The sequence below is a fragment of the Rhodococcus sp. NJ-530 genome (genome assembly GCF_003860625.1).
In the GTDB taxonomy this organism is placed as follows: Bacteria; Actinomycetota; Actinomycetes; order Mycobacteriales; family Mycobacteriaceae; genus Rhodococcus_F; species Rhodococcus_F qingshengii.
The window spans coordinates 5,603,759-5,628,691 of the sequence record NZ_CP034152.1 but is presented as its reverse complement, the minus strand read 5'-3'; the positions used below and the strand labels follow the sequence as shown (position 1 = coordinate 5,628,691).

Here is a 24,933-nt window from a genome sequence, read left to right as displayed (position 1 = left end):
GAACTTGTCGCAGAGTCGGGAGCATTTCTATATCGTCCGCCGAGGGGGCACTTCGTCATAGAGCTAGTTCTGCCGAACTGACAGGTTGTCCCTTGTCGGGCTGTTACCACCGTGGTCGGATTGTGACACGAGCCACAATCGACGATTTTGGTCAGACTCCAGGAGCGCACATGAATCATCCGGCACACACCGATGAGTATTTTCTCGGACTTGCGATCGAACAGGCGAAGATCGGTTGGGAGGAGGGCGGCGTGCCGATCGGCGCGGCGCTGATTCACCGGGGCGAGGTTCTCGCAGTCGGACGTAACCGTCGGGTCCAGATGAACAGCGCCATCCGTCATGGAGAGACCGACTGCATCGAGCGCGCCGGACGACTGCCGGCCTCGGTGTATCGCGAGTGTGTCCTCTACACGACTTTGTCGCCGTGCTTCATGTGCGCCGGAACGGCGCGCCTGTACGAGATCCCTCGAATCGTGGTCGGCGAAAATCGTTCCTTCGAGGCATCGGAGGAATGGTTGCGCAGCAGCGGAATTCAGGTCGACGTCGTCGACGACGCGGAGTGTGTGGCACTGATGGACCGCATGCTGGCCGAGCGCCCGAGCTTGTGGCTCGAAGACATCGGCGAAGTTGTATGAGCAGCGCCGTCGAACCTGCCACGGTCGCAGGCGATTCGGAGAGCGCAGGCCCCCCGGTCGATCCTGACTATCCCGTTACTCCGGTTCCGCTTCATGCACGAAAGCCGTTCTTCTCGCTCGCGGTGGTGTTGTTGGGGTTCACCATCTTCACACCGACGATGTTGGCCGGAGCAGCGCTCGGTACCGCGTTCTCGTTCTGGAAACTGATGGTGGTGATCGCCGCCGGATCCGCCATCTTGGGGGTTTACGTCGCCATGATGGGGTTCGTCGGAGCCCGAACCGGACTGACTACAGTTGTGATGGCGCGCTACAGTTTCGGCACTCGCGGGTCCAAGCTCGCTTCGATCCTGCTGGGCGGTACTCAGATCGGCTGGTACGGAGTCATCATCGGCACGATCGGTGATCTCACCGCGCAGGCATTGGGCTGGGAGTCCTATCTCGCGCGGGCGTCGGTGATGATCGCGGCGAGCATCTTGATGTGCGTCACCGCCTGCTACGGCTACCGCGGAATGTACTGGGTTTCGCTCGTCTCGACGCCCTTGATCCTGGCGTTGGCCTGCTGGGTCGTGTTCCGGTCCCTCGAAGAGGTCGGTGGATTCTCCGGCCTGGTCTCGGTTCAACCGCAGACGACCATGACGATCGCGCTCGCAATCACCACTGTCGTCGGCACGTTCGTATCGGCGGGAACGCAAGCGCCCAATTGGACCAGGTTTGCCCGTTCCGGATCACAAGCGGTGTGGGCCTGCGTTATCGGGTTCCTCCTCGGAAACGGATTGATGATCCTGTTCGGCGCCATCGGAGCCATCACGTTCCACGAGGGTGACTTCGTGTTGATCCTCTACAACCTCGGGCTTGTCGGCTGGGGCCTGGTCTTGCTGTTCGGAAACCTCTGGAAGAGCAACGCAGACACCGCATACGCCTTCGGAGTGGCCGGTGCCGAACTGTTCAGAAAGCCTCGCAAGACCCCGTTCGTCATCGGTGGATGTGTGATCGGCACGGCGCTCGCTCTGACCGGTGTGCACAACCATCTGGTCGACTACCTGAGTCTGCTCGGAACTTTCATCCCGCCATTGGGCGGCGTGATCATCGCTGACTTCCTGTGCCGGTGGCGGCGAGGCATCCCCGAGGGGTACACCCCGCAGCCGGTCCACTGGCGCAACCTCGCCGTCTATGCCGTCGCAGCGTTCCTCGCTTGGCTTTCCGGTGAGTTCGAGGTGGGAATCCCGCCGCTGATCGGAATCGTGGTAGCCATTGCACTGACGATGTTCCTGCACAAGGCGTTTGGCAACAGATCGGCAGATCGGGAGGTCTCGACCTCCACCGTCTGAATCATGCTTCAGGCACCAGCGAGCCCCCGGCGGTATCGACCGCGCCGGGGGCTCGCGCACTTGATAGAAAGGGCAGACGCTTCCGTCTCAACCGTCATCGCAGAACAGGCAGGTACGGTGCCTCGATACCCTGCTCTTCGAACGCAGTCAGAGCCGAGCGCGCAAATGCGCGCTGGACTGCCCATTGGCGCCCAGGCTTGACCTGCGCCGTCACTCGAATGGTAATTGCCTCGGCAGTAACCGAATTGACTCCCAGCATCTCCGGCTTGTCGATCATGTCCGCCCTGATCGGTTCGGACTCTGCCGCCTCGAGGACAGCTCGCGTCGCCACCTCACACGCTTTGTGCACGTTCGCATTGTGGGCGATGGGGAGATCGAGAACTGCAGTGGCGTAACCCTGACTCATGTTGCCCACTCGCAGGATTTCGCCGTTGCGGCAATACCACAAGGTGCCGTTCACATCTCGAATCGTGGTGACGCGCAGGCCCACTGTTTCGACGGTGCCGACCGCGTCGCCGAGATCGACGACGTCGCCGACACCGTACTGATCTTCCAGCAACATGAAGATGCCGGAGAGGAAGTCACGCACCAGGTTTTGTGCACCGAAACCGATGGCAAGACCGATGACGCCGGCGGATGCGATGAACGGCGCGACGTTGATCCCGAGGATGCCGAGGATCTGCAGCACACACCAGACGAGGATGACGATGGACACCGTCGATTTGAGTACCGAACCGATGGTCCGGGCTCGCTGCGATCGGCGCTCGTTCACCTTGGCGTTCGGAGACTTGCGAGGCTTCGACATTCGATCGATCCCGCGGTGCAGTGCGAAGCGCAGAACGACTGCGAGTGCCACGTAGATCGCGATCTCGACGGGTCGGTGAATCAACCAGTCTCGGTTGGTATCGGTCAGTTCCCATGCTTGTATTTCGGAAATCATCTCCATGCAGTCTACGGATTCGGGCCGATCCGGGCATCGGTGCAGGGCAGCACCTCGTTGATGCCAGAGGTACGCGGTTCACTCAGTTGTGCTCTATAGCTGTGAGTGCCAGCCTGCGGGTGGTGCTGGTGGAGGGCTCTGTGAAGCTTGCACTGAGCCGTGTTGCTGAGCCGCGGCGGATCGCGGTGTGGGCGTGGCGCGCATGCGAGCCGAAAGTGCCACAGCAAGTGCTGCTATCGCAGTCACCAACGCGATGACGGCGATGAGAACGGGAATGTTCAATGGGGCTTCCACGACTACCGGGGTTGGTTGGAAGACTTCCTGGGCCAGTAGATCCGTGAATGCCGACAGTCTCGGTGTCATGTATTCCCCCCTGTGAGTAATTGTTGTTCCACCTGGCCATATTTCGGGCAATTCGCGGGCACGGCAAGAGTCCATTCGGATGACACGTCGGTGGTGCTTGTCAGCCCGGGCTAGGCTTACGCCATGGCTGCGTTCACTGGCATACCCGTTGCTGCACTCGACTTCTACGAAGACTTGGAGGCCGACAACAGCAAGACCTGGTGGGCAGCGCACAAGGAGACGTACGACGAAGTGGTTCGTCGTCCGATGGCGTCGTTGACCGCGGCGTTGGAGGACGAATTCGGCACGGCCAAGCTCTTTCGGCCGTATCGTGACGTTCGATTCTCGAAGGACAAGATCCCGTACAAGACGCACCAGGGAGCGTTCGTCGGTCTCGCCGAGAGCTGTGGCTACTACGTGCAGATCGACGCGGCAGGGTTGATGGTGGCCGGTGGTTTCTACGCCAGCAGTTCGGAGACCATCGCGCGTTATCGTGCGGCTGTCGACGACGACGTTCGAGGCCCGGAGCTCGAGAAGATCCTGGCCTCCGTCGAGAAGGCCGGATTCACGATCGGCGGCGACAAGCTCAAGACGGCGCCTCGCGGATACACGGTCGATCACCCGCGGATCGAATTGCTGCGTCACAAGTCGCTGACTGCTGGTCGTAGTTACCCAAGCCCGTCGTGGCTGGACAGCGCCAGGACATTGAAGGAAGTTCGCACAGCGTGGCGCGCACTGACGCCTTTGGTCGAATGGTCCGGACAGGTGCTCGGACCGAACTGACCGTCCGACAGAAAAGTGTGACGTAGCCGTAGGAGAGTTCACCTCGAGTTCATCAAAACTCGAGACGCCTGGGGCTAGCGTGGTGTGTGTAACTCAAAGTTTCGGCACCGCTTCGAGTCGCAGCGCCGCAGTTCGAAGCCATTTTCTCTCGATCGACATCGTGAACAACCCGTGTCAGTGGAGACCATCATGGCTATGTTTCTCGCTCTCGTCCTGATCATCTCGGTCCTCGGAATCGTCGGCACCTACCTCGCGTTCAGTGCGGTCTACTTCGTCGAGATGCGCAAACTCGACAAGTAAGGGGTGCGAATTGGCCTGATTCGACTATTTCTGGGCCGATCGCGACGACCCTCCCTGCGTACGCTGTTAGGGCATCCTTATCCGCTCGCAACAGTGGATGATTCATTTCTTTTGGAGGTTCGACACGCATGCCCGCTCAATCCACGCTCTTGCTTCCCGAGGGCTACTCCGACAACCGCCTCGTTTCGGACCTCACACGTCGGCAGTTCGGCTTCGGTGCCGGGATCGCCGGGCTGGGCGCGTTCCTGGCGGCCTGCGGTGACAGCGGGAGCAGTTCGGGTGAAACCGAAATGCGTTCTGTGACGACACCTCTCGGAACGTACGACATTCCTGTCAATCCGAAGAGGGTTGTCGCGATCGACTCGCGGCTCGATCTGGAACCTGCTGTAGCTCTGGAACTTCCGCTCGTCGGCTACACGTACGCCCAGGCGACACCGTGGGTGCCTATCGATTCGTCGGTACCGTTCCTGTCGGAGATCCCCAACCGCGAGCAGATCTTGGCGCTCGAGCCCGACCTGATCGTGTGCCTGAACTACGAGAGCGAGTGGTGGCCGGTGGCCGAGATGTCCACCATCGCACCGGTTCTGACGACAGAGTTCACCGACGACTGGCGCACAAACCTCTCGCGGTTGTCGGGCTGGCTCGGTCGAACGGCCACACTCGATCGATTGACGCTCGACTATGACAATCTGATTTCCGACATCCGCAGTCGTCATGCTGAGAAGATTGCGTCCAAGACCGTCGCCAGTGTCTCGTTCATGCCGGACACGAACACGCTGTACGTCACGAGCATCCGTACCTCCGAGAAGGGCGACAAGCCCAGCGACATGACGCTCGGCGACATCGGTGGCAAAACCGCCACCTCGGAGGGGCTCGATCCCGAGGGCGGCGTCAGCCTCGAAGGCCTCGACGTGCTGGCCGGCGTCGACGGCTTCATGATCACCGAAAACGAGGACAGTGCGGCGTACCAGGCATTGGTGGCGAGCAAGCTGTGGCAGCGACTCCCGGCAGTGCAGGCGGGCAACGTCACCAGTCTGGGTGGCTCTACGTTCTACGGTTCGATCTACACGATTTCGTACGTGGCACAGGGTTGGGATGCCCTGTACAACAAGATCAGCTGAAGCCTCTGCCGACCGGACCGATGAGTTTAGGTAACGCGGGCGGTCTAATCAGGTAGGCATTGACCAGACCTGAGGAGATCGACGTGCAAACAGAGCAATCCCCAGCGGTAGTGCAATCCCGCGACGGTACGACCATCGCATACGAACGCTCCGGTGCCGGACCAGCAGTGGTTCTGGTCGCCGGAGCGTTCTGCGATCGAGGATGGTTCGATTCTCTCGCTGCTGCGTTGGCGGCGGACTTCGCGGTGTACTCGTACGACAGGCGCGGACGCGGGGACAGCGGTGACAGTCGCGCGTTCTCGATCGACGCCGAGGTGGAGGACTTGCGAGCGGTCGTCGCTGCCGCCGGCGAAACACCGCTCGTTTACGGATTGTCGTCGGGTGCCGCGCTGGCTTTGGAAGCCGCTGCGCAGGCCGTTCCGATGCGTAAGCTCGCCGTCTACGAGGCGCCGTACATGGACGACGACCAGCGTGACGAGACTGCCCAAAGTGACCTGGAGCGATTGATTGCGGGCGGCGACAGTGAAGGTGCTGTGACGCGTTTTCTGGATCTGACCGGTGCATCCGCGGAGATGGTCGACGAGATCAAGCGGAGTGCCGATTGGCCCGACATGTGCGCCATCGCGCACACCTTGCCCTATGACGTCGCTGTGTGTGACCACGGCTGCGAGTCGCTCGACTGGCTGGCCTCGATTACCGTCCCCACGTTGGTTATGTACGGCGGCGATAGTGGTCAATGGGCGCCTGCTTCGGCAATGCGAATCGCCGCAAAAGTTTCGGGGACAAAGACTTTGGAGATCCCCGGCCAGGGTCACGGCGTCTCTGATGACGCCATTCTCCCGGCTCTGCGTGAGTTCTTTTCCGGCTAATTGCTCAGCATGTCGCGACGTTAAGAGCCTTGGAAAAAAGGGATAAAGCAGGCCGAGATCGTGGTGCGCAAGGCGCGCGGTTTCGCGCAAGGCGATCGTACTGCGTTGGATGGCGGGGTTCAGCAATTGGAGTTGGTGAGGCCGACTTGTCATTCGCCGAATATTTCAGTCGATTCCCGCGGAAGATCGCAAGTGTTCACAGTGACATGAAGTGGAGGCCATTCTCAGGAGTCAGAGCGTTGTAGATTGGTTCTGCCGTCGGTAACGTCTGCGCCTTCCTCAAGGTGGGCTGCCGGTTATGACTCGACTGCTCGAACTGTGTTGAGGTTGTCTGGTACTGCATTGACTCTCGATTCGGCGTTGACGGTGGCAGGCCGTTGCCATGATCTCATTTTGTCGAATCGGGTCGCCCGCGAGTCTTGGGATCCAGCCGCCGCAGAGTGGGTGCGTAGAGACCGAATTGTCTTCTCGGCTTGCTCGGGAGCTGCGAGTTACTTTAAAGCGGGATACATGCCGTCGGTTAACTGACTCCTAGCAGTGTGAGTTGGGCGTAGCCGATGTAGTACAAAGCGATCGCGCAGGCCGAGGCTATTGCGATGCCGGCGGTATGGACGAGAATCTGCGTTTTCCGTTTCGGTGCTGGGGGTTCTTGGACCTTGAAGTTGTCGTGGCCGTGTATGGCTTGGATGAGGTACAGACCTGTCATGGGACTATCCCAGTAGCGGGTGTGAGCATTTAATACTTCGCGTGGTTTCCAGACTGCGGGAAGGTTGCGTTGAAAGTTGCCGGTTCCTATTCCGGTGCCGAAGGCGACTGGGTCGAGTGGGCTGCGGATAACCATCGCTTCGGGTACACCCTCACTATCGATCATGTCCGCTGGATGGCGAATCTTTCTGGAGACGAAGAAGCAGGCGAGAAGGATCGCGACAACTGTGACAGTTATAGGTACGTCGTCGCGGAAAATGGAATCAAGACTTGCGAGTTCAGGGGGTGTTGTGACGCAATGCTGTCCACCGCTATCCACGCAGGCCGTCAGATCGCGCCACGCCCTGTTGAAGTCGGTGAGGATGGGTCCGAAATCCGGAGTCAGCCAGTAAAAAAGTGCAGGAAACCCGCCAGCCATTAGCCACTGTGGCCAAGTCAGCCATGGATGCCGTCGGACGGTTCGTAGGTAGCTGAGCAGTCCTTCTCCGGATCCCACGAGCACTGTGAATGCCGGTGACAGTTCGGTTCGAATGAGTCGCCGGACGATCTCGGCACCCTGCGAGTGCCCGATCAGGAGCGTGCATTCGTAACCGGCAGTGAAATGAGCGTATTTTTCTGCCACATGGGCGCGAATGTCATCGGATTGGTGGACGTAGAGCCAGGCGTCTCCAATTACTTCCTGAAATAGATAATGGGAGAATTTTCGTACTCGTCTGAATATCAGAGATATCGACGCGACGAGTAAGAACGGGATGGAGATGATTGCCACCATCGCGGAGAAAAGCGAGACGGAAACGCTTACAAATATGATGTAGAACTGGCCGATCAGGTATTCGAGAGCACTTTTGTGCGTTTTCTTTTCGTTCAGAGTCAGGAAACGCATGATCCATAGCGCTGATGCTGCAGCGATGATTATGGGCAAGGATTTGGTGACCCACCAGAATACGGTTCGAACGGAGGGAGGTTGGGAAACTTGGTCCCACCAAGCGTCTCGAATTTCCAGATCGATGTCAGGAAGATTCGGAATACTCAGCGTCCAGAGCGCGCTGCTTAGGTCGTCACCGCCGCGGCTTCGCTGAACCATCGTCCCTCTGGATGCGGTGGCCCCCAGATGCAGGCACCTGGCGACGCTCTGTGCGGTCTCGTGCTCGCGCTGTCGGCCGATACCGTGGACCGTCACGATGCTTAAGGGGATTGGCCTCGGTGAATCTTGCGTCGCCATCGTGTCGCCTTCTGTGCTCAGTCTGAATTTTCTTCGTACGTTGGATTGTGAGAACGGTCGGCTGTTGGTGGGACCTATTGTGCTCGCGAAGAGCAATAACTCGTAACCGTAGAAATACTCAACTCGACGGGTGATTCGGTTTATGGTGTTGCCCATTTCAGCTGACGTGATGTCCGCCGACGCCGTTTTCGAGCTGATGTAGTCGATCAGTCGGTAGGCCTCGAACAGTTTGATCCAGCCCGCTGGGGTTGCTGGTGTGAGGCAGGCAGGCGGGCGTTGCTCCACGTATCTGCCGGACGTTTTGGGATGGGGGTTTGCGGTCCGTGGAAGCCATGCGCCCGTAGCAAGTTCCGGCTCGCGATCCGGTCTCGAATCAGCTGACGACCTTCGAAGTTCGAGGCTGCGTTCTCGTCCGAAACTCGTAGGCGACCACCCCGAGATGCGAGCGCTACGTCGTGGAACTGGCGAAAATGGTGAGTTACTCGCAAGAAGGGGAGAAAGTCCCGGCGTTTCTAGAGCGTCAATCTAGGGTTGACGTTTTCGAGTGCGTCAACCTATGGTTGACGCATGAGCAAACCAGTGGAATTGACCAACAAGGTCCGGCTCGACGACCTCATCGACGCGATCAAAAAGGTGCACACCGATGCGCTCGACCAACTGTCCGACGCCGTGATCGCCGCTGATCATCTCGGTGAAGTTGCAGACCATCTGATCGGCCACTTCGTCGACCAGGCGCGCAGGTCGGGAGCGTCGTGGACGGAGATCGGCGCGAGCATGGGTGTCTCGAAGCAGGCTGCGCAGAAGCGTTTTGTTCCCAAGGCGCCGAGTGATCAGAAGCCGATGGATCCGAACGAAGGGTTCAACCGGTTCACTCCCCGGGCGAAGAACGTCGTCATGGCCTCGCAGAACGAAGCCCGCGCTGCCGGCAACGCAGAGATCCAGCCTGAGCACCTGCTCCTGGGGCTTGTCGAGGAGCCTGCCGGGTTGGCTGCGAAGGCGATAGTCGCGCAGGGGGTGGAGCTTGGCTCCGTTCGGGACGCGGTGGCCGGTGTACTACCGGCTCCGACTTCCGAACTACCAGAACTTATTCCGTACGACGCTCGTGCGCGCAAGGTTTTGGAACTGACGTTCCGTGAGGCTCTTCGCCTGGGCCACAACTACATCGGCACCGAGCACATCCTGCTGGCACTGCTCGAACTCGAAGACGGATCAGGGGTTCTGGCTGACCTCGGAATCTCGAAGTCGGTGGCGGAGTCGAACATCGTTGGAGCGTTGGCCGTCATTCAGGATCAGTGATTCAGAGGTGAATCCGATGCAGAAGAGGGCCGCACCCTTGCGGGTGCGGCCCTCTTCTTGTGTCACTGATCAGACAGCGCGCACATTGGTGGCCTGAGGACCCTTCTGGCCCTGGCCAACCTCGAACTCCACACGCTGGTTCTCGTCGAGCGACTTGTAGCCGTTGCCCGAGATTTCAGAGTAATGAACGAACACGTCCGGTGTTCCGTCGTCGGGAGCGATGAAACCAAAGCCCTTTTCGCCGTTGAACCACTTCACGATGCCCTGTGCCATACCGATACTCCCTACAAACTCGATCCGGGCCCTCACATCGAAGTCCCGATCTCGATATGTCTATCCTCCCACGCCGCGCAAGTCGAACGGTGGGCGACGTGCAAAAGACGGTAATTCGGAAGCTTTCGAGGAGGGAATGGCAACTGACCTTCGACTGATTTTCGACGCTGGAGCGACCCGATCGCCGAAGGCAGGGACTGGTGGCTCGCCCAACTGCCTGCGGTGATAGATCAGCGGGAATGTACTTGTCCGCTCGAGAACGGTCCATCTTTATCGCTCCGATCTCTCGGAATCGCAAACGTAGGAACCCTATGGAAGATGAGGGTGGGCTAACCTCTCTTTCGCTGTGCCCTCGGCGCGCGCAGCAGTCGCCGAGAAGGAGAGTGCATACATGTACGGAACGATTTGTGAATCCACGACGTCTGAACTTGTGGACCAGCTCAGTCGCCGTGGGTTCTTCGGGGTCGGCGCAGTGGCAGCGGCCGCCATCCTTGCGGGGTGTTCGACTACATCAGATGCTTCTGATGCCGGCGAACAACGTGAGGTGATCAATGCGCTCGGAACCACCACGATCTCGGGAAAGCCGGAAAGGATCGTTGTTGCCAGCGACTTCACGGATCTGGAATTCCTGCTCTCGCTCGGCGTTCACCCAGTCGCCTACGGCAACACAGGATCGTGGGACCGCGGTGCACTGCCGTGGCAGAGCACCGCGGGAATAGCCGACCTCGAAAGCTTCGGCACCACAGGCGAAATCAACCCGGAAATCATCGCGCGCTACTCGCCGGACCTCATCATCGGAATGAAGACTTATCTCGAACCGGCAGCCGAGAGGCTCAGTCAGATCGCGCCGGTTATCGCGCTGGACTGGACCACCTCGTGGCGTGACGGCGTCGCCACGGTCGGGCAGGCCGCTTTTGTCGACGAGGCTGCTGCTGCAGCGATCGCCCGGACCGACGCTCTGATCTCCGACACCGCAGCTTCCCTGAACGGCTTGGGTGGCAAGACGATCATGATCGGCTCGATGTACGGCGATCAGTTGTATGTGCAGGGGGATGCCAGTGCGCCCGGGGTTCTGCTGCGCGAACTCGGACTCGACTATCGCGGATACAACGCCGAGCAGATGACTGCGCTGTCGATGGAGCAGGCGGAGGTACTCGCACCCGCAGACATTTTGCTCAGCCTCGCTTCTGATCAGGAAGCGACGACGAGGTTGGAGAACTTCGCAGTTTTCCAGAACCTCCCCGCGGTGAAGGCGCGAGCCTATGCGCCGGTCGAACTTCTGCTCTCGAATGCCTTTGTCGACAATTTCGGTCCACTGAGCGCACCGTACGCCTTGCCGCAGCTCGCCGAGGTCTTGACCGGGCTTGCGGCGGGCCAGGGAAAACAACTCCCCTGACCTCGCTTCCGAGCGTACGGACCCTGCGTCGGCCTAGCATCGAAACATGGTGGACATAGATCTGACGGGCCGCGCCGCAGTAGTCGGCGGATCACAACCGCTGCGAGCGATACTCGAAACCCCCACTACCCCCGGCCCGTGGCCGGGGGTAGTGATGATTCACGAGGCCTTCGGGCTCGAGGAGGTGATGCAGCGGCAAGCCAAGCGGCTGGCCGCTGCGGGGTTTTTGACGCTTGCTGTCGACCTCTACAGCGCGGGCGGGGCGAAGCGGTGCCTCGTGCCCACCATGACGTCGATGCTTCGAGGACACGGCAAGGCGTTCACCGACATCGAAGTCGCTCGCAGTTGGCTGGTGGAATCCCGGGACTGCACCGGAAAGATCGGTGTCATCGGATTCTGCATGGGCGGCGGCTTCGCGATGGTCAGCGCCGGAGATTTCGACGCTGCCTCGGTCAATTACGGTCAGCTTCCACGCAAACTCGATGAGGCCGTGGTGGATGCGTGCCCGATCGTCGGGAGTTTCGGAGGCAAGGACTTCTCGCTCCGGGGTGCTGCAGCGAAGCTGGAGACGGCGCTCAGCAATGCCGGTATCGAGAACGACGTCAAGGAGTACCCCACCGCCGGCCACGCGTTCCTCAACGACGCGGAGGCCGGACCCAAGGTGCTTCGTCCTTTGGAGCGCATTCTCGGAATCGGTCCCGATCCTGTTGCAGCGCAGGATGCCTGGAAGCGAATCGACTCGTTCTTCGAGCGCCACCTGGCGTGATCAGCGACTGGTTCTCTCGCCGCCGTTGACTGCCAATACCTGACCGGTGATCTGCCGGGCACCCGGTGAGGCCAAGAAATGGACGGCTGATGCGATGTCGTCCGGGGTTCCGGCGCGCTTGGTGCTGGTGGATTCGATCAGCATCGCGCGACGCTCGTCCGTCAGAAAGTCCCGGAAGAACTCGGTGTCGGCGATGTAACCGGGGGAGACGATGTTCGCCGTGATGCCTTCTGGGCCCAGTTCGGCGGCCAGATCGACATTCCACGTCGCAACTGCTGCTTTGGCAGCGCCGTACGCTCCAGCTCCCTTGTCGGCGGCAATCGATCCGATGGTGATGACGGCACCGCCACTGGGGATTCGATCTCGAACTGCTGCTGTGGTCAACACTGCCGAGATCAGATTGGAGTCCAGATTGGCCCGCCACCCGGCGGCCAGGGATTCCAGATCTGACGGCGCTTCACGATCGAAGTCCGTGTTACCGCCGGCGCAGTGCGCCACGACGTCGATGGTTCCCGGAAGCGAATCCTGCAGCCGCTTCAGGTCTTTCGGGTCGGAGTTGTCACAAGTCAAGGCGTGAACATTATCGCCCAACTCCTCCGCGGTCTTTTCGAGTGGTTCCGTGCGTCGGCCGGTGACAAAAACGGTGTCTCCGTCCCGGGCGAACGCCGCTGCAACTGCGCGCCCGATCCCTGTTCCGCCGCCGGTTACCAGAACTGTGCGTGTCATGCCTACCTCCGTGAGCTACGTTTAGACCTATACGAAGAACGTATCATTTAGAGCTAAACGAGGTGTGCAGTGGTGGGCGACTACAACCCGGACGACGCGGTGGACGCGGTTGCCTTGGCGTGGCTTCGCGAAAGGCCGGGCACGCCCGTGGAGGGTATCGGCATCGTCACCAGGCTGTGGATGTGCGCCAAGCTGCTCGGTGAGGATCGCCGACGGGTACTCGCCTCGGCCGGTGCGGACACAGCCACGCTGGACCTACTCAGTGTCCTGCGGCGATCCGGCGAGCCGTATCAGTTGACGACTCGCCAGATCACCGAGCAGACCGGAGTCACGGCCGGTGCGATCTCGCAGCGACTCGCACGCGCGGAGAACGCGGGTCTGGTGGAGAGGTCCTCCGCCGCGCAAGGGTCACGAATAGTGCTCGTGACCCTCACTGCCGCCGGTCACGAGCTGGTGGAGCAATTGGTGGACCGAGTTCTCGGCCGTGAAGCCGAACTGACGTCGATTCTCACCGAGCAGCAGCAGGCCGAACTCACCGAACTGCTGCGTGTCTTTCTCGACGGCCTACGCGGCGAACTCGGTGACTCCGGCGTCGCGCACGTCGGGGCTTGATCAGGACAGGCGCTCGAAGACCGCAGCCAGGCCCTGCCCGCCGCCGATGCACATCGTCTCGAGGCCGTAACGCGCTTCGCGACGGTCCATCTCGCGCAACAGGGTGGCCAGGATTCGTCCACCCGTGGCTCCGACCGGATGTCCGAGGGAGATGCCGGAGCCGTTGGGGTTGATGCGTGGGTCGTCGGCCTCGAGATTCCAACTCTGCAGGACTGCAAGTGCTTGTGCCGCAAAGGCTTCGTTGAGTTCGATGACGTCCATGTCCGCCAGGGACAGCCCGAGGCGGCCGAGTGCCTTCTCCGACGCCGGTACGGGGCCGATGCCCATGGTGCGCGGCGGAACGCCCGCAACGCTCCAACTCGCGAGGCGTGCGAGCGGTCGCAGTCCGAGGGTACGAGCTTTGTCGGCGGTGGTGACGATCGCCAGTGCTGCGCCGTCGTTCTGACCGCTGGCATTACCTGCAGTCACGGTGGAGTCGGGGTCGATCTTTGCGCGCATGGGACGAAGGCGCGCAAGCGATTCCATCGAGGTGTCGGCGCGTGGATGCTCGTCGGTGTCGACGAGCAGGGCCTCGCCCTTGCGCTGCGGAACGGATACCGGAACGATTTCTTCGGCGAAGACGCCGTTCTTCTGTGCTGCGACGGCACGCTGATGGGACTGAACCGCGAGTGCATCTTGATCCTCGCGGCTGATGGAGAACTCGGCGCGCAGGTTCTCTGCCGTTTCGATCATTCCGCCGGGAACCGGGAAGTCACGTCCGCCGGCTGTGACGCGGGCGCGCGCGAGACGATCGCTGAGCGCAACTCCTTCACCCTTGACGCCCCAACGCATTCCGGTTGCGTAGAACTCGGCCTGGCTCATCGACTCGGCACCGCCCGCGAGGACCAGGTCACTGCCACCGGACTGAACCTGCATGACGGCCTGGATGACTGCCTGTAATCCCGACCCGCACCGGCGATCCACCTGCATGCCGGGAACATCGATGCCCAGACCCGCGTTGAGCGCCGCGATGCGTCCGATCGCCGGAGCCTCACCGTTCGGCGAAGCCTGGCCGAGAATGACGTCGTCGATCTCCGTGCCGGAAATGCCGGTACGCGTGACGAGTTCGGTGATCAGCGTCGAGGCGAGATCTTCCGGGGCTACGTCACGGAAGACACCGCCGAAGCGGCCGACAGGGGTACGGAGCGGTTCACAGATGACAACGTCAGGCATTGGTTCTTCCTTGGGTCTGCTCGGTCAGCGGGTGGCAGCCGAGTGATTGTTGGACGACTGAGTACGTCCGAGATCGACGGAGATGGCGTCCGCAGTGGCGACTGCGGCCGGAACCAGTTCACCGCGAACAGCTTCGGCGCTGTAGCGGGCGGCTTGGGTGGAGATGTTGACGGCCGCGACCACGTCACCGGTTGCGTCCCGGATGGGTGCGGCAAGAGAGCGCAGACCCTCTTCGAGTTCTTGATCGACTATCGCGAATCCGTCGGCGCGAATCTTCTCGAGTTCGGTGCGTAGTCCGTCGGCCGTGGAGATGGTCTTGCCGGTCAGGCGGGCGAAGGACACTCGGGCGAGGTATGCGTTTAATGCGTCGTCGGGTAGGCCCGCGAGCAGGACCCTGCCCATGGACGTCGCATAGGCGGGAAAGCGCGTGCCGATGGTGATGGACACCGTCATGATGCGGCTGACCGGAACACGAGCCACGTAGACGACGTCGTCACCGTCGAGGATCGACACGGACGTGGATTCACGGACCTTGGCGGACAAAGCTTCCAGATGCGGCCCGGCAATCTCGGGGAGAGACAGACTGGACAGGTAGCTGTAGCCGAGTTCGAGGACGCGAGGCGTCAACCAGAACACCGAACCGTCAGTACGTACGTATTCGAGTTCGACGAGTGTGAGCAGGAAGCGGCGAGCGGTCGCACGCGTGAGATCGGTGTGCCTGGCAACCTCGCTGAGGGTGCGACGCGGGTGCTCACCGTCGAAAGCCTTGATGACGGAAAGCCCACGGGCCAGCGACTGCACGTAGTCCGGGGACGGTCCCGGCGCCTGCTCGCTGCTGTTCTCACTCATGTTGTCTCGTTCTCCTCAGGTTCGGCCGAGAGGTCCGCGAGTGCTTGCTTTCCCAGCGCAAAAGCCAAGTTGCTGTTCGGCACACCCGCATAGACCGCGGTATGGAGAAATACTTCCACGAGTTCGTCGGGATCGATCCCGGCACGCAGCGCAGCGCGAATGTGCATGTCGAGTTCGTGTTCGTTGCCGACGGCGGTGAGGATCGCGAGAGTGAGGAGCCTGCGGGTGTGGTGATCGAGGCCGGGGCGCGACCAGATGTCACCCCACGCCGTGCGAGTGATGAAGTCCTGGAAAGGGGCGGTGAACTCGGTGGCACCGGCAATGGAACGGTCGACGTGGGCGTCGCCGAGCACCTGGCGTCGTACGGTCATGCCGGCCGACACCGCGGCGCTACGTTGGGCGAGCGCAGATGTGTGCGAGGCAATATGCGTTGCAAGTAGTTTGGTGACGTGCCCGGCTTGTTCGACGTTGGCCAGGTGTGCGCCCGGATCGACCACGTGCAGTACCGCATCGGCGATGCCGTCGGCGATCGCACCCAACGTCGACGGAGGCGTCGCCGGATCCTGCTCGCCCGCGACGAGGAGCGTCGGAGCGACGATGCGGGCCAGGTCGTCGCGGCCGTCCCACGTCGAAAGCGCCTCGCAGCAGGCGGCATAGCCCTCGTCGGGTGTGGCTTCGACCATCGCGACGTGACGGGCGACAAGCTCCGGATCATTCTCGGCCAGTCCCGGCGTGAACCAGCGTCCGACGACGGCGGCCGCGATGGACGCGATACCGTCCGCACGGACAGCCCGAGCACGATCGATCCACGGCTGAGCAGGGGCGAACTGCGAGGACGTGCACATCAAGGTCAACGTCTCGACGCGAGTGGGGTGGTGTGCGGCGATCCACTGGCTGACAGCGCCGCCGAGGGAGAGCCCGACGAGATGTACGGACTCGAGTTCGAGCGAATCGAGGAGAGCGATGACATCGCCGGCGAGATCGGCAATGGAGTAGGGGCCCGCAGGCACCGGTGACTTGCCGTGGCCGCGATGGTCGACGGCGATGACGCGGTAGCGATTCGACAGCGCGTGAATCTGCGGCTGCCACATGGACAGATCGGATCCGAGTGAACCCAGGAGAACCACTGCCGGGGCATCGAGATTGCCGGTCTGTTGAAAGTTGAGCGCGACGCTCATCGAGATCCTCCTGTGGGGCGTTCGGCGAGGGCGCGGTCGACCAGATCGGTGGCGTGGCCCAGATAGTGTGCGGGGTCGAGTAGTTCGGCGATCTCGGTTTCGCTCAGGTGCTCTGCGATGGCGGGATCACGATCCAATCTGGTTCCGGAAGTGGCTGCCGCGGTGACGATGTCGCGCGCTCGATCAGTGTGTGCGGACAGGGCCTTGGTGACACGCTCGGCGAGAATCAGGCCACCGGTGATGTCGAGATTGCGAGCCATTGACTCGGTGTGTACTTGCAGGCCGGTGAGGCTCACGGAAAGCTGGTGCGCCGCTCCGCCTGCCAGACGCAGGAGATCGGTGACGGTTTCCCACTCGGCGTGCCAGGGGCCTGCGGCGCGGGCGAATTCGTGATCCATGTTAGACAGGGCTGTGGCGACCAGTGCGGGAGCACGTCGCGCTGCTGCGCGGGCGGTGATGGCCGCGACGGGATTCTGCTTGTGCGGCATGGCCGATGAGCCGCCCGGAGCGCTTTCGGCGACCTCGGAGAGTTCGGTGGACGCCATGACGGTGATGTCGGTGGCGGGCTTGGAAACGGCGCCGGCGACGATACCGAGCGTGGTCGCGAGTTCTGCGATGGTCACGCGGTCGGTGTGCCAGGGAGCAACCTGCCTGGCCAGGCCGAGTTCGTCTGCCAGTGCATCGGCGATCCTGAGCCCGTCGGGATACAACGCAGCGAGTGTGCCTGCGGCGCCGCCGAATTGAACCGGCAACGTGGACAGCACGATCTCGAGGCGAATCGCTGCGGCGTCGAGTGCCGTGAACCAACTCGATGCCAGTAGCCCGAAGGTGGTCGGAAGTGCTTGTTGTCCTAGGGTTCTCGCGACCATCGGAGTAGAGCGATGGATGCGGGCGAGGTGGGCGGCGGAATCGGCGGCGCGGGTCAGGTCGGCCAGAACCACCGCGCCCGCGCGTCGCGTCAACAGCATCAGCGCACAGTCCATGATGTCCTGACTGGTGGCGCCCGGGTGCACCACGGAGGCAGGCACACCTTCCTGTCCCACCCTTTCGCGCAGCATCTTCACCAGCGGAATGACGGGATTTCCGCCGGCGGCCGACGCGCGGCCGAGCGCCACGATGTCCAGACCGCCCGGTTGTGAGAGTTCGGCCGCGGCAGCAGCCACCGCGGCGCAATGTTCCCCGTCCGCCAATCCGACGGTGGCCATCGCACAACTCAGTGCGGCCTCCACGTCGAGCAACGCGGTGACCCACGCCTGGTCGGACAGGTGCTCCGATACGCGGGTGGCCCCGAACACCGGGTCGAACAGTGCGCCGCGAGTGGGCATGTGTACTCCTCTTACAGCTCGAAGAAGGGCGTCTCGACGCCGTTCGCGTCCTCGTCCTGAACATAGACCGTCCAGGAGTACCCACCGTCGACCTTGGTTGCAACCAGCTTCGCGCGTTCGGTTTCGCTCAGTGAGGACAGCACCGGATCTGTTGCGTGTGCGTCGGCGTCTTCGGGGAAGTACAAGCGGGTGACCAGGCGGTCGAGCATGCCGCGAGCGAAGACCGACACGTTCACGTGTGGGGCCTCGTCCGCATCCGTTTCAGTGGGCTGCGCACCGGGCTTGACAGTGTGGACCAGTGCAGTGCCCGTGGGATCCGCTGCGCTGCGGGCGAATCCGCGAAAACCAGCCGGAGTGAGCTCCACTGCGCCACGGGGATCGTCCGGATGGTTGAAGCGTCCGAGCGTATCGGCCTGCCATGTTTCGATCATCGCGTCGGCGACGGGTGTACGGGCGCCGTCGATCACCGTGATGGCCAGCGTGATTCGTCCGGGGGCATCGGCGGGAGCGGCGTCGGGGCCGTCCGTCCAGGGGAGGCCGATGTGCCAGTACGGCCCGACGGTCTGAGAGGGCGTGACACCGAAGGGGGTGGTGGTGAAGTCGCCGGGGACGACCGGATAAGTGGGTGCGGGCTTCGCGGTGTGATCAGTCATCGTGGTCTTCCTCGTTCTCGAATACGGAGGCGTTACGGCCGCGCAGGACGATGTCGAAGCGGAACCCGAGAGCCCAGTTGGGGACTGTGGCGTCGTAGTCGAAGACGCTGACCATGCGGTGACGTGCTGCTTCGGGTACCGCGTTGTAGATCGGGTCCTGGAAGAACATCGGATCGTCGGGGAAGTACATCTGCGTCACGAGGCGCTGCGTGAATGCCGTGCCGAACAGCGAGAAATGGATGTGTGCCGGTCGCCAGGCGTTGTCGTGGTTCATCCACGGGTAGGCGCCCGGCTTGATCGTGGTGAAGCTGTAGTGGCCGTTCGCGTCGGTGACGCAGCGACCCAGGCCGTTGAAGAACGGATCCAGCGGCGCGGGCCAGTTGTCGCCGGTGTGGCGGTAGCGTCCACCGGCGTTGGCCTGCCACACCTCGAGCAGTGTGTGGGGGACGGGTTTTCCGTCGCCGTCGAGTACGCGGCCGTGAACGACGATGCGCTGTCCCTGTGCTTCGCCGCCGTTGGCAATGGTCAGGTCGTTTTCGCCGGCGCCGACGCGATCTTCGCCGAATACCGGCCCGGTGAGCTCCGTGAGCCGCTGGGGGAGCAGCTTCAGCGGCTGCTTCGGGTGGCGAAGGGAAGTCGTCTTGTAGTCCGCGAAATCGGCCGGGGCGTTGACGCCAGTCGGCCGCTGGTACCTCGGCGGTAGATGCAGCATAGGGAACCTCGTCGTTCGGTTACGTGAAGTTGTTCGCAATGTGTACATGTGTTGCGCTCTGCGAACAGAATAGTTCGTAGATGTGACCCAGGCAATGCCGGGGGCGAAAAATGTTCGTTATGCGGACGGGGGTTCACAATACGTACGGGTCGCGCTACTGTGATCGACATGATGGACAAAGTCATTCCCACTGCTGCCGAGGCCGTCGCCGACGTGCCGGACGGCGTCACGATCGCTGTCGGAGGTTTCGGGCTCGTCGGAGTGCCGGAAATCCTCATCGATGCGCTCCTCGAGCAGGGCGCGACATCACTCGAAACGGTGAGCAACAACTGCGGCACCGACGGGTTCGGGCTCGGAGTGCTTCTGGAGAAGGGGCGTATCCGTCGTACTGTCAGCTCGTACGTCGGCTCCAACAAGGAGTTCGCGCGTCAGTACCTTTCTGGTGAGCTGGAAGTAGAACTCACGCCGCAGGGCACGCTCGCCGAGCGCATGCGCGCCGGGGGAGCGGGCATCCCCGCGTTCTTCACCCCGGCCGGCGTCGGCACCCAGGTCGCCGACGGCGGCCTGCCACTGCGTTACGACGGCAGCGGCGGCATCGCAGTTGCCAGTCCGCCCAAGGAAACTCGTGACTTCGACGGCGTCACCTACGTGATGGAGCGCGGCATCGTCGCCGACTATGCACTGGTCCATGCCTGGAAAGGTGACCGGCATGGCAACCTCGTCTACCGCGCGAGTACCCAGAACTTCAATCCGGCTGCAGCAACGTCGGGGCGCATCACCATTGCGCAGGTCGAGCACCTCGTAGAGCCGGGTGAGCTCGACCCCGCCGAGATCCACACGCCGGGCATTCACGTTCAGCGTGTTGTCCACGTCGGCCCCGTGACGGTCGGCATCGAGAATCGGACGGTACGAGCATGACTTCTGTACTACCCACCAAACTTACCCGCGAAGAGATGGCGGCCCGCGTCGCGCGCGAACTCGAGGACGGGCAGTACGTGAACCTCGGCATCGGTATGCCGACGCTGGTTCCGAACTACCTCCCGACCGATATCACCGTTGTATTGCACTCGGAGAACGGCGTTCTGGGCGTGGGGCCGTACCCGACCGAGGACGAACTCGATCCCGAGCTGATCAATGCGGGCAAGGAGACCATCACCGTTCTCCCCGGTGCGTCGTTCTTCGACTCCTCAGCGTCGTTCGGCATGATCCGCGGCGGCCAGGTCGACGTTGCCGTGCTCGGTGCCATGCAGGTCAGTGCCACCGGAGACCTCGCGAACTGGATGATCCCTGGCCACATGGTCAAAGGCATGGGCGGCGCGATGGATCTGGTCCACGGCGCAAAGCGCGTCATCGTGATGATGGAGCACGTCTCGAAGAAGGGTGAGCACAAGATCGTCGAGGAGTGCTCGCTTCCGCTGACCGGTAAGGGCTGCGTCCAGCGAATCATCACCGACATGGCCGTGATCGACGTGACTGACGACGGTCTCCGCCTGGTGGAGACGGCGCCGGGCATCAGCGTCGAGGACGTGGTTGCTGCTACCGGAGCGAAACTGATTCTTTGACAGTCTGTTTCATCTGATGGCTCAGCCGCCGGGTCGTGACTTCCATCCGACCTGGCGGCTGTTTTACGCCCCGACGTCGCTCAGCTCGCTCTCGACCGGAATCCAGAGCTCGAACCGTGCGACGGTGAAATCGTCGTTGTATTCGGTACGCATGATCTCGGGACCAGGTACGGAGCGAAAAGGGTTGGCAGGGAACCATTCCGTGTAGATATCTCGCCACAAATACTGCACAGATTCGATTTCCGACCCGTCGGCGGTGAAGACGGCCCACGTGTGTGCGTCGACCGTCAGCACATCGAAACCCGTGGGTGAAGGTTTGCCGGTGACCACTCCCAGGTAGTAATCCAGTTCTGTGCCTTCGGTTCTGGGATGCGCCAAATTGTCGACGACACTGACGATTCCCGCCGGGTCCTGATCGGAGAGCTCGCGCAACCCTCGCAACGCAACCTTGTCCACGGAGCGGGTGAAATCTTCGATCGCAGAATTGGGACCTTCGTGAACCAATGGAACCCGGGTCTTGAACCCGACTACCGTCAGGGCAGGTTTGTCCACAAGCATGTAGTCCATCGGTGTGGCTCCTTCCAGTGTCACGTGAATGACAAGTTTCTGTTGGGATTTGAGAACGGCGGGAGCGCGTTTGACCGCGCCGGGGCTCACGCCGTGAAATGCGGTGAACGCTCGTGTGAAGGCCTCCGCGGACGAGTAGCCGTACTTCACGGCGGTCTCCAACACTCCTGATCTGCTGACGGACAACTCGGCACCAGCCAGGGTGAGTCGACGTCGACGGATGTATTCGGATACGGGAATGCCGGCCAGGGCCGAGAACATCCTCCGAAAGTGATACTCCGAGGTGGTTGCCAGCCTTGCCATCTCGGCTGTCTCGATCTCGCCGCTCAGATTGCTTTCGATGTAGTCGAGCGCGCGGTTCAGTCCGTCGATCATCGTGTCTTCCTGTTCACGGGTTTCACGCTACGCAGATCACTTGGGCCGTACCCGACTATCCGTGCCCGAAAAAGTAGGGCAGGAAATGCATCTGGACAACTCAGTTAATCATCATTATCTTGAATCGAACATCGATGGTTGACCAGGAGGCACAGTGAGCATCCGTTTTCCGCAGGCTGAATTGACCGAGGTGCCCGAGGACATCGCCGCCAAGATTCTCGAGATCCAGGAGAAGTCGGGGTTCGTGCCCAACGTCTTTCTGATGTTCGCTCGGCGCCCAGCCGAGTTCCGGGCATTCTTCGCATACCACGACGCGATCATGCTCAAGGAAGATTCCGCACTCACCAAGGGTGATCGAGAAATGATCGTCACCACGATCTCTGCGGCCAACAAATGTACGTACTGCGTTGTCGCGCACGGCGCAATTCTGCGTATCTACGAGAAGAAGCCGTTGGTTGCCGACCAGGTTGCGGTCAACTATCGCACCGCAGAGATCTCCGATCGTCAGCGCGCGATGCTCGACTTCGCCACCAAGGTGAACTCCGCCTCACACGAAATCGCCGACGCCGACTTCGACGCCCTTCGTGTGCACGGCTTCGGCGACGAGGACGCGTGGGACATCGCCGCGATCACTGCATTCTTCGGGCTCAGCAATCGCATGGCGAGTTTCTCCGGCATGCTGCCCAATCCGGAGTTCTACCTGATGGGGCGCGTTCCGCGGTCCTGATTCTTGCGGGTAGAGCAGCAGCTCTCAATTTTTCGGACCGACCGGTCGTAACGTCTGGAAGTCAGCCGACGAAGTAAAGGCTGTCCACGCCGGAATTGCCGTCTTCGTAAAGAAGGCCGAAAGGTTGAGCGCTATGTCGGAGAAGTCCATCGCCCATTCTCGGAGGGTCCGCTCTGCGGCCGCCGGTGCCGTACTAGCTCTCGGATTGGCGGTGGGCGGCACGGGAATTGCATCGGCAGAGCCGGAAACCGTGTGTACCCCGAGCGCTGATCCGCTGGTGACCTGCGCCGAGGAAGAGGCAGCTGCCACCACCGACGCCGACGCGGCGACGAGCACCGAGACCACGCCGGAGAAGGTTGAAGCCGGGGTCGCCGGCACGGGCAGTGCCGAAACCGCTGGTACGGACGCTGCAGCACTGGCGGAAGCCGAAGCAAAAGCCAAGGCAGCTGCCGACGCGGCAGCGAAGGCCGCCGAAGCAGCCGCGACGGCAGGGGTCGACTCGTCCGCAGCGACAGACACTTCGGTGAAGGCGACCGAGGCAATGACCCAGGCGAGCGTCGAGGCAACCAAGGCGGCGGTCGAATCGACCAAGGCCAAGGCGGAGGCCGGGGCCGCGGAACAGTCTGCCAAGGAAGCCGAAGAGGCGGCCAAGGTTGCGGAGTCCGCGGCGGCCGATGCCAAGGAGGTAGCAAAAACAGCTCAGGCAGAAGCCGACGCGGCCGCAGCCAAGGCTGCGGAACTCGAGGAGGCTGCGAAGGCCGCCGGTTCGGGGCCCAAGACCGAAGAGGCAGCAAAGGCGCGCGCCGAGGCTAATGCTCTGCAGGCCAAGGCCGATGAGGCGAAGGCTGCCGCGGATGCAAACGCCAAGCTGGTTGCGGACAAGAACAAGGAAGCCGAGGAAGCCTTCAAGAACTGGGATTTCGCGAAGGCAGCCGTCGCTAAGGCTCAGGCGCTGGCCGCGGCTTGGAACGCCAAGCAGCTCGCGATCACCGTCAAGGAAACTCAGAAGGTGGCCACCGCCGCTGAAACCACGGCCAAGGCAGCCGAGTCCGCAGCTGCCACCGAGGTAGAAGCTGCTACCGCCGCCCGTAAGGCCGCAGATGAAGCGGCGGCTACTGCGGCTTCCGCGCAGAAGGATGCCGACGCTGCGCAGAAGGCCGCGGAGACGGCCCAGGCCGAAGCCGATGCTGCGGGCGAGGCTGCCACCGACAAGCGAGCCATCGCCGACGAAAAGGCTGCCGAAGCCGCCAAGAAGGCCGAAGCTGCCGAAGCGGCGAGCAAGAAAGCGCAGGATCTCTACCTGGCCGCCGAAGACGCGAAGGCCGCAGCCGACGCCGCGGCAGCAAAGGCCAAGGAAGCTCAGGCCGCTGCAGCCGCCGCAAAGGCCGAAGCGGATGCAGCGCAGAAGATCGTCGACGAGCTCAAGGCAAAGGGCGAGAAGGAGATCGACAACGGAACAGGCGTCGGCGGTGAAGTGATCATCGGTGAGCACACTGACGACGGCTCCGGGGTCACGAAGGTCGACGAGACCACCGCTGTAGTGAACAAGACCGGCGTCAAGCTGGTCGGCTACTACAACAACAAGGGAGCCTTCGACGTCGTCGACTACTACGTCACCGATGCCGACGGCGATCCGGCGCTCGCCGGAAGCCTGCCCCCGGTCGACCTTGCTCTCGGCGACACTGCAAGCAGCACCAGCGGTAGCAGCAACTCCAACCTGCCGGCTGTACTGATCGGCGTCGGTGTCGTAGGCGCTGCCGCCGCAGCAGCTACGACGGTGGTTGTTCGTCGCAAGCGTCATGACGGCCCGGGCAACACGTCTGCGTAGCGCCGGCCTCTCGGCGGTAGCGATCCTCGCCCTCCTCGTATCCGGATGTTCGGGCGAGAACGCGGGATCGCTACCTGACCGCTCGCCGGTGCAGTCGCATATCGCGGCTGCACCGGCTTCGGTGACCGTCGATCCGGCAGAACCCGAAAGGGTCGAGTTGAGGTCTGCGTCCGGGGTCACGTACCTGAGCAGTCCGTTGCACTCGGAGAAACTGATGCGCGGCGGCGAGAGTGGGCAGCAACTGAATCCCGTCGACGAACTGCCGGTGTGGTGGGGTGAAAGCGGAATGCCGGGAACGTCGACCACACAAACAGTTGTGGTGGTCGGCCACAACTACACCACTCGCGAAGCACCGTTCCGGGCGCTCCGGGTAGTGGAGCCGGGCGATCGAATTCTCCTGGGTACACCGAACGGCACACTCGAGTATGACGTCGAAACAGTCGGGCCGCTGCACAAAGGTTCGCTGCTGGGCGCTCACGAGTTGCGCGAATCGGTTCCGGGACGGCTGATCCTCGCCAATTGTGATGTCGTCGAAGGAGAGTCGACCGACGACAATTACGTTGTCATCGCCCAGCTGGCAGCGCACTGAATCCGTGGCAGTGCAAGAATAGGTACATGGATTCCCTCGGAC

26 protein-coding genes are annotated in these 24,933 nt (G+C 62.0%); 14 read left to right on the top strand and 12 right to left on the bottom strand.

The window, feature by feature from the left end; translation table 11 throughout:
• The first annotated feature begins 170 nt into the window (after positions 1-170).
• Positions 171-635, top strand: a complete 465-nt coding sequence (locus EHW12_RS26235) for a nucleoside deaminase (RefSeq protein WP_003940577.1) — start codon at positions 171-173, stop codon at positions 633-635.
• Complete coding sequence (codB, locus tag EHW12_RS26230; RefSeq protein ID WP_125052093.1) at positions 632-1,963, top strand: cytosine permease; 1,332 nt, start codon at positions 632-634, stop codon at positions 1,961-1,963. Before EHW12_RS26235 ends, codB begins: the two co-directional genes overlap by 4 nt.
• A 94-nt stretch (positions 1,964-2,057) precedes the next feature.
• Here the strand turns inward: codB and EHW12_RS26225 are convergent, their stop codons facing one another.
• On the bottom strand, positions 2,058-2,903 hold the full coding sequence (locus EHW12_RS26225; RefSeq protein ID WP_003939801.1) for a mechanosensitive ion channel family protein: 846 nt from the start codon (positions 2,901-2,903) through the stop codon (positions 2,058-2,060).
• Positions 2,904-2,996: 93 nt separating this feature from the next.
• Complete coding sequence (locus EHW12_RS26220; RefSeq protein WP_125052091.1) at positions 2,997-3,266, bottom strand: hypothetical protein; 270 nt, start codon at positions 3,264-3,266, stop codon at positions 2,997-2,999.
• Positions 3,267-3,389: 123 nt separating this feature from the next.
• On the opposite strand from EHW12_RS26220, the gene EHW12_RS26215 reads away from it, so the two are divergent.
• The 3 genes from EHW12_RS26215 (at position 3,390) to EHW12_RS26205 (ending at position 6,318) form a co-directional block, all read left to right on the top strand.
• Positions 3,390-4,028: a DUF2461 domain-containing protein gene (locus EHW12_RS26215; RefSeq protein ID WP_003939783.1), complete on the top strand. Its 639-nt coding sequence runs from the start codon at positions 3,390-3,392 to the stop codon at positions 4,026-4,028.
• A 428-nt stretch (positions 4,029-4,456) separates the two neighbouring features.
• A complete protein-coding gene (locus EHW12_RS26210; protein ID WP_007729992.1) occupies positions 4,457-5,449 on the top strand; it encodes an ABC transporter substrate-binding protein in 993 nt (330 codons plus the stop codon).
• 83 nt (positions 5,450-5,532) lie between these two features.
• Positions 5,533-6,318 (top strand): alpha/beta hydrolase, encoded by a 786-nt coding sequence (locus EHW12_RS26205; protein WP_125052089.1) that lies wholly within the window; start codon positions 5,533-5,535, stop codon positions 6,316-6,318.
• A 520-nt stretch (positions 6,319-6,838) separates the two neighbouring features.
• Here the strand turns inward: EHW12_RS26205 and EHW12_RS26200 are convergent.
• Positions 6,839-8,530, bottom strand: a complete 1,692-nt coding sequence (locus EHW12_RS26200) for a hypothetical protein (protein ID WP_125052087.1) — start codon at positions 8,528-8,530, stop codon at positions 6,839-6,841.
• 282 nt (positions 8,531-8,812) lie between these two features.
• Here EHW12_RS26200 and EHW12_RS26195 point away from each other — a divergent pair, with 282 nt between their 5' ends.
• Positions 8,813-9,541 carry a Clp protease N-terminal domain-containing protein gene (locus EHW12_RS26195; protein WP_125052085.1) on the top strand — a complete coding sequence of 243 codons (729 nt, stop codon included), beginning with the start codon at positions 8,813-8,815 and terminating at the stop codon, positions 9,539-9,541.
• A 69-nt stretch (positions 9,542-9,610) separates the two neighbouring features.
• Here the strand turns inward: EHW12_RS26195 and EHW12_RS26190 are convergent, their stop codons facing one another.
• Positions 9,611-9,814, bottom strand: coding sequence for a cold-shock protein (locus EHW12_RS26190; RefSeq protein ID WP_003939930.1), 204 nt, complete (start codon positions 9,812-9,814; stop codon positions 9,611-9,613).
• Positions 9,815-10,160: 346 nt separating this feature from the next.
• Between EHW12_RS26190 and EHW12_RS26185 the strand changes: the two genes are divergently transcribed.
• Both EHW12_RS26185 and EHW12_RS26180 read left to right on the top strand, forming a co-directional pair.
• Positions 10,161-11,210: an ABC transporter substrate-binding protein gene (locus EHW12_RS26185; RefSeq protein ID WP_241199049.1), complete on the top strand. Its 1,050-nt coding sequence runs from the start codon at positions 10,161-10,163 to the stop codon at positions 11,208-11,210.
• Positions 11,211-11,256: 46 nt separating this feature from the next.
• Positions 11,257-11,976 carry a dienelactone hydrolase family protein gene (locus EHW12_RS26180; protein ID WP_050654570.1) on the top strand — a complete coding sequence of 240 codons (720 nt, stop codon included), beginning with the start codon at positions 11,257-11,259 and terminating at the stop codon, positions 11,974-11,976.
• Here the strand turns inward: EHW12_RS26180 and EHW12_RS26175 are convergent, their stop codons facing one another.
• Positions 11,977-12,702, bottom strand: a complete 726-nt coding sequence (locus tag EHW12_RS26175; protein WP_054188428.1) for an SDR family oxidoreductase — start codon at positions 12,700-12,702, stop codon at positions 11,977-11,979.
• Positions 12,703-12,774: 72 nt separating this feature from the next.
• Between EHW12_RS26175 and EHW12_RS26170 the strand changes: the two genes are divergently transcribed.
• Entirely contained in the window at positions 12,775-13,314 is a 540-nt protein-coding gene (locus tag EHW12_RS26170; protein ID WP_099698127.1) for a MarR family transcriptional regulator, read from the top strand.
• On the opposite strand, the gene EHW12_RS26165 is transcribed toward EHW12_RS26170, so the two are convergent.
• The 6 genes from EHW12_RS26165 to pcaH are packed head-to-tail and all read right to left on the bottom strand — an operon-like array spanning position 13,315 to position 19,243.
• Positions 13,315-14,526, bottom strand: a complete 1,212-nt coding sequence (locus EHW12_RS26165; RefSeq protein ID WP_054828150.1) for an acetyl-CoA C-acetyltransferase — start codon at positions 14,524-14,526, stop codon at positions 13,315-13,317.
• Positions 14,527-14,550: 24 nt separating this feature from the next.
• Positions 14,551-15,375, bottom strand: a complete 825-nt coding sequence (locus EHW12_RS26160; protein WP_125052083.1) for an IclR family transcriptional regulator C-terminal domain-containing protein — start codon at positions 15,373-15,375, stop codon at positions 14,551-14,553.
• Complete coding sequence (pcaD, locus tag EHW12_RS26155) at positions 15,372-16,553, bottom strand: 3-oxoadipate enol-lactonase (protein ID WP_125052081.1); 1,182 nt, start codon at positions 16,551-16,553, stop codon at positions 15,372-15,374. The genes EHW12_RS26160 and pcaD overlap by 4 nt, the downstream gene beginning before the upstream one ends.
• A complete protein-coding gene (gene pcaB / locus EHW12_RS26150) occupies positions 16,550-17,878 on the bottom strand; it encodes a 3-carboxy-cis,cis-muconate cycloisomerase (protein ID WP_125052079.1) in 1,329 nt (442 codons plus the stop codon). The genes pcaD and pcaB overlap by 4 nt, the downstream gene beginning before the upstream one ends.
• Before the next feature lie 11 nt (positions 17,879-17,889).
• Positions 17,890-18,531, bottom strand: coding sequence for a protocatechuate 3,4-dioxygenase subunit alpha (gene pcaG, locus EHW12_RS26145; RefSeq protein ID WP_042924957.1), 642 nt, complete (start codon positions 18,529-18,531; stop codon positions 17,890-17,892).
• A complete protein-coding gene (gene pcaH, locus EHW12_RS26140; protein WP_007730015.1) occupies positions 18,524-19,243 on the bottom strand; it encodes a protocatechuate 3,4-dioxygenase subunit beta in 720 nt (239 codons plus the stop codon). Before pcaH ends, pcaG begins: the two co-directional genes overlap by 8 nt.
• A gap of 171 nt (positions 19,244-19,414) precedes the next feature.
• Between pcaH and EHW12_RS26135 the strand changes: the two genes are divergently transcribed.
• Positions 19,415-20,161, top strand: coding sequence for a CoA transferase subunit A (locus EHW12_RS26135; protein WP_030536554.1), 747 nt, complete (start codon positions 19,415-19,417; stop codon positions 20,159-20,161).
• The gene (locus EHW12_RS26130; protein WP_007730017.1) at positions 20,158-20,805 is read left to right on the top strand and encodes a CoA transferase subunit B; all 648 of its coding nucleotides are present in this window, start codon (positions 20,158-20,160) and stop codon (positions 20,803-20,805) included. The genes EHW12_RS26135 and EHW12_RS26130 overlap by 4 nt, the downstream gene beginning before the upstream one ends.
• Positions 20,806-20,868: 63 nt before the next feature.
• Here the strand turns inward: EHW12_RS26130 and EHW12_RS26125 are convergent, their stop codons facing one another.
• Positions 20,869-21,747, bottom strand: a complete 879-nt coding sequence (locus EHW12_RS26125; protein WP_042446982.1) for an AraC family transcriptional regulator — start codon at positions 21,745-21,747, stop codon at positions 20,869-20,871.
• Positions 21,748-21,901: 154 nt separating this feature from the next.
• Between EHW12_RS26125 and EHW12_RS26120 the strand changes: the two genes are divergently transcribed.
• From EHW12_RS26120 to EHW12_RS26110, 3 genes are all read left to right on the top strand, one after another.
• Positions 21,902-22,474 (top strand): peroxidase-related enzyme, encoded by a 573-nt coding sequence (locus tag EHW12_RS26120; protein WP_125052077.1) that lies wholly within the window; start codon positions 21,902-21,904, stop codon positions 22,472-22,474.
• Between the two features lie 133 nt (positions 22,475-22,607).
• Positions 22,608-24,302: a hypothetical protein gene (locus tag EHW12_RS26115; protein WP_125052075.1), complete on the top strand. Its 1,695-nt coding sequence runs from the start codon at positions 22,608-22,610 to the stop codon at positions 24,300-24,302.
• Positions 24,274-24,891 carry a sortase gene (locus EHW12_RS26110; protein WP_042924965.1) on the top strand — a complete coding sequence of 206 codons (618 nt, stop codon included), beginning with the start codon at positions 24,274-24,276 and terminating at the stop codon, positions 24,889-24,891. The genes EHW12_RS26115 and EHW12_RS26110 overlap by 29 nt, the downstream gene beginning before the upstream one ends.
• Positions 24,892-24,933 lie beyond the last annotated feature (42 nt).

Bases quoted from the DNA above. Each gene is read 5' to 3' on its own strand.
- pcaG (WP_042924957.1), bottom strand. From the start codon at position 18,531: ATGACTGATCACACCGCGAAGCCCGCACCCACTTATCCGGTCGTCCCC.
- EHW12_RS26195 (WP_125052085.1), top strand. From the start codon at position 8,813: ATGAGCAAACCAGTGGAATTGACCAACAAGGTCCGGCTCGACGACCTC.
- pcaD (WP_125052081.1), bottom strand. From the start codon at position 16,553: ATGAGCGTCGCGCTCAACTTTCAACAGACCGGCAATCTCGATGCCCCG.
- EHW12_RS26210 (WP_007729992.1), top strand. From the start codon at position 4,457: ATGCCCGCTCAATCCACGCTCTTGCTTCCCGAGGGCTACTCCGACAAC.
- EHW12_RS26225 (WP_003939801.1), bottom strand. From the start codon at position 2,903: ATGATTTCCGAAATACAAGCATGGGAACTGACCGATACCAACCGAGAC.
- EHW12_RS26160 (WP_125052083.1), bottom strand. From the start codon at position 15,375: ATGAGTGAGAACAGCAGCGAGCAGGCGCCGGGACCGTCCCCGGACTAC.
- EHW12_RS26115 (WP_125052075.1), top strand. From the start codon at position 22,608: ATGTCGGAGAAGTCCATCGCCCATTCTCGGAGGGTCCGCTCTGCGGCC.
- codB (WP_125052093.1), top strand. From the start codon at position 632: ATGAGCAGCGCCGTCGAACCTGCCACGGTCGCAGGCGATTCGGAGAGC.
- pcaB (WP_125052079.1), bottom strand. From the start codon at position 17,878: ATGCCCACTCGCGGCGCACTGTTCGACCCGGTGTTCGGGGCCACCCGC.
- EHW12_RS26220 (WP_125052091.1), bottom strand. From the start codon at position 3,266: ATGACACCGAGACTGTCGGCATTCACGGATCTACTGGCCCAGGAAGTC.
- pcaH (WP_007730015.1), bottom strand. From the start codon at position 19,243: ATGCTGCATCTACCGCCGAGGTACCAGCGGCCGACTGGCGTCAACGCC.
- EHW12_RS26130 (WP_007730017.1), top strand. From the start codon at position 20,158: ATGACTTCTGTACTACCCACCAAACTTACCCGCGAAGAGATGGCGGCC.
- EHW12_RS26175 (WP_054188428.1), bottom strand. From the start codon at position 12,702: ATGACACGCACAGTTCTGGTAACCGGCGGCGGAACAGGGATCGGGCGC.
- EHW12_RS26135 (WP_030536554.1), top strand. From the start codon at position 19,415: ATGGACAAAGTCATTCCCACTGCTGCCGAGGCCGTCGCCGACGTGCCG.
- EHW12_RS26125 (WP_042446982.1), bottom strand. From the start codon at position 21,747: ATGATCGACGGACTGAACCGCGCGCTCGACTACATCGAAAGCAATCTG.
- EHW12_RS26215 (WP_003939783.1), top strand. From the start codon at position 3,390: ATGGCTGCGTTCACTGGCATACCCGTTGCTGCACTCGACTTCTACGAA.
- EHW12_RS26235 (WP_003940577.1), top strand. From the start codon at position 171: ATGAATCATCCGGCACACACCGATGAGTATTTTCTCGGACTTGCGATC.
- EHW12_RS26190 (WP_003939930.1), bottom strand. From the start codon at position 9,814: ATGGCACAGGGCATCGTGAAGTGGTTCAACGGCGAAAAGGGCTTTGGT.
- EHW12_RS26165 (WP_054828150.1), bottom strand. From the start codon at position 14,526: ATGCCTGACGTTGTCATCTGTGAACCGCTCCGTACCCCTGTCGGCCGC.
- EHW12_RS26180 (WP_050654570.1), top strand. From the start codon at position 11,257: ATGGTGGACATAGATCTGACGGGCCGCGCCGCAGTAGTCGGCGGATCA.
- EHW12_RS26110 (WP_042924965.1), top strand. From the start codon at position 24,274: ATGACGGCCCGGGCAACACGTCTGCGTAGCGCCGGCCTCTCGGCGGTA.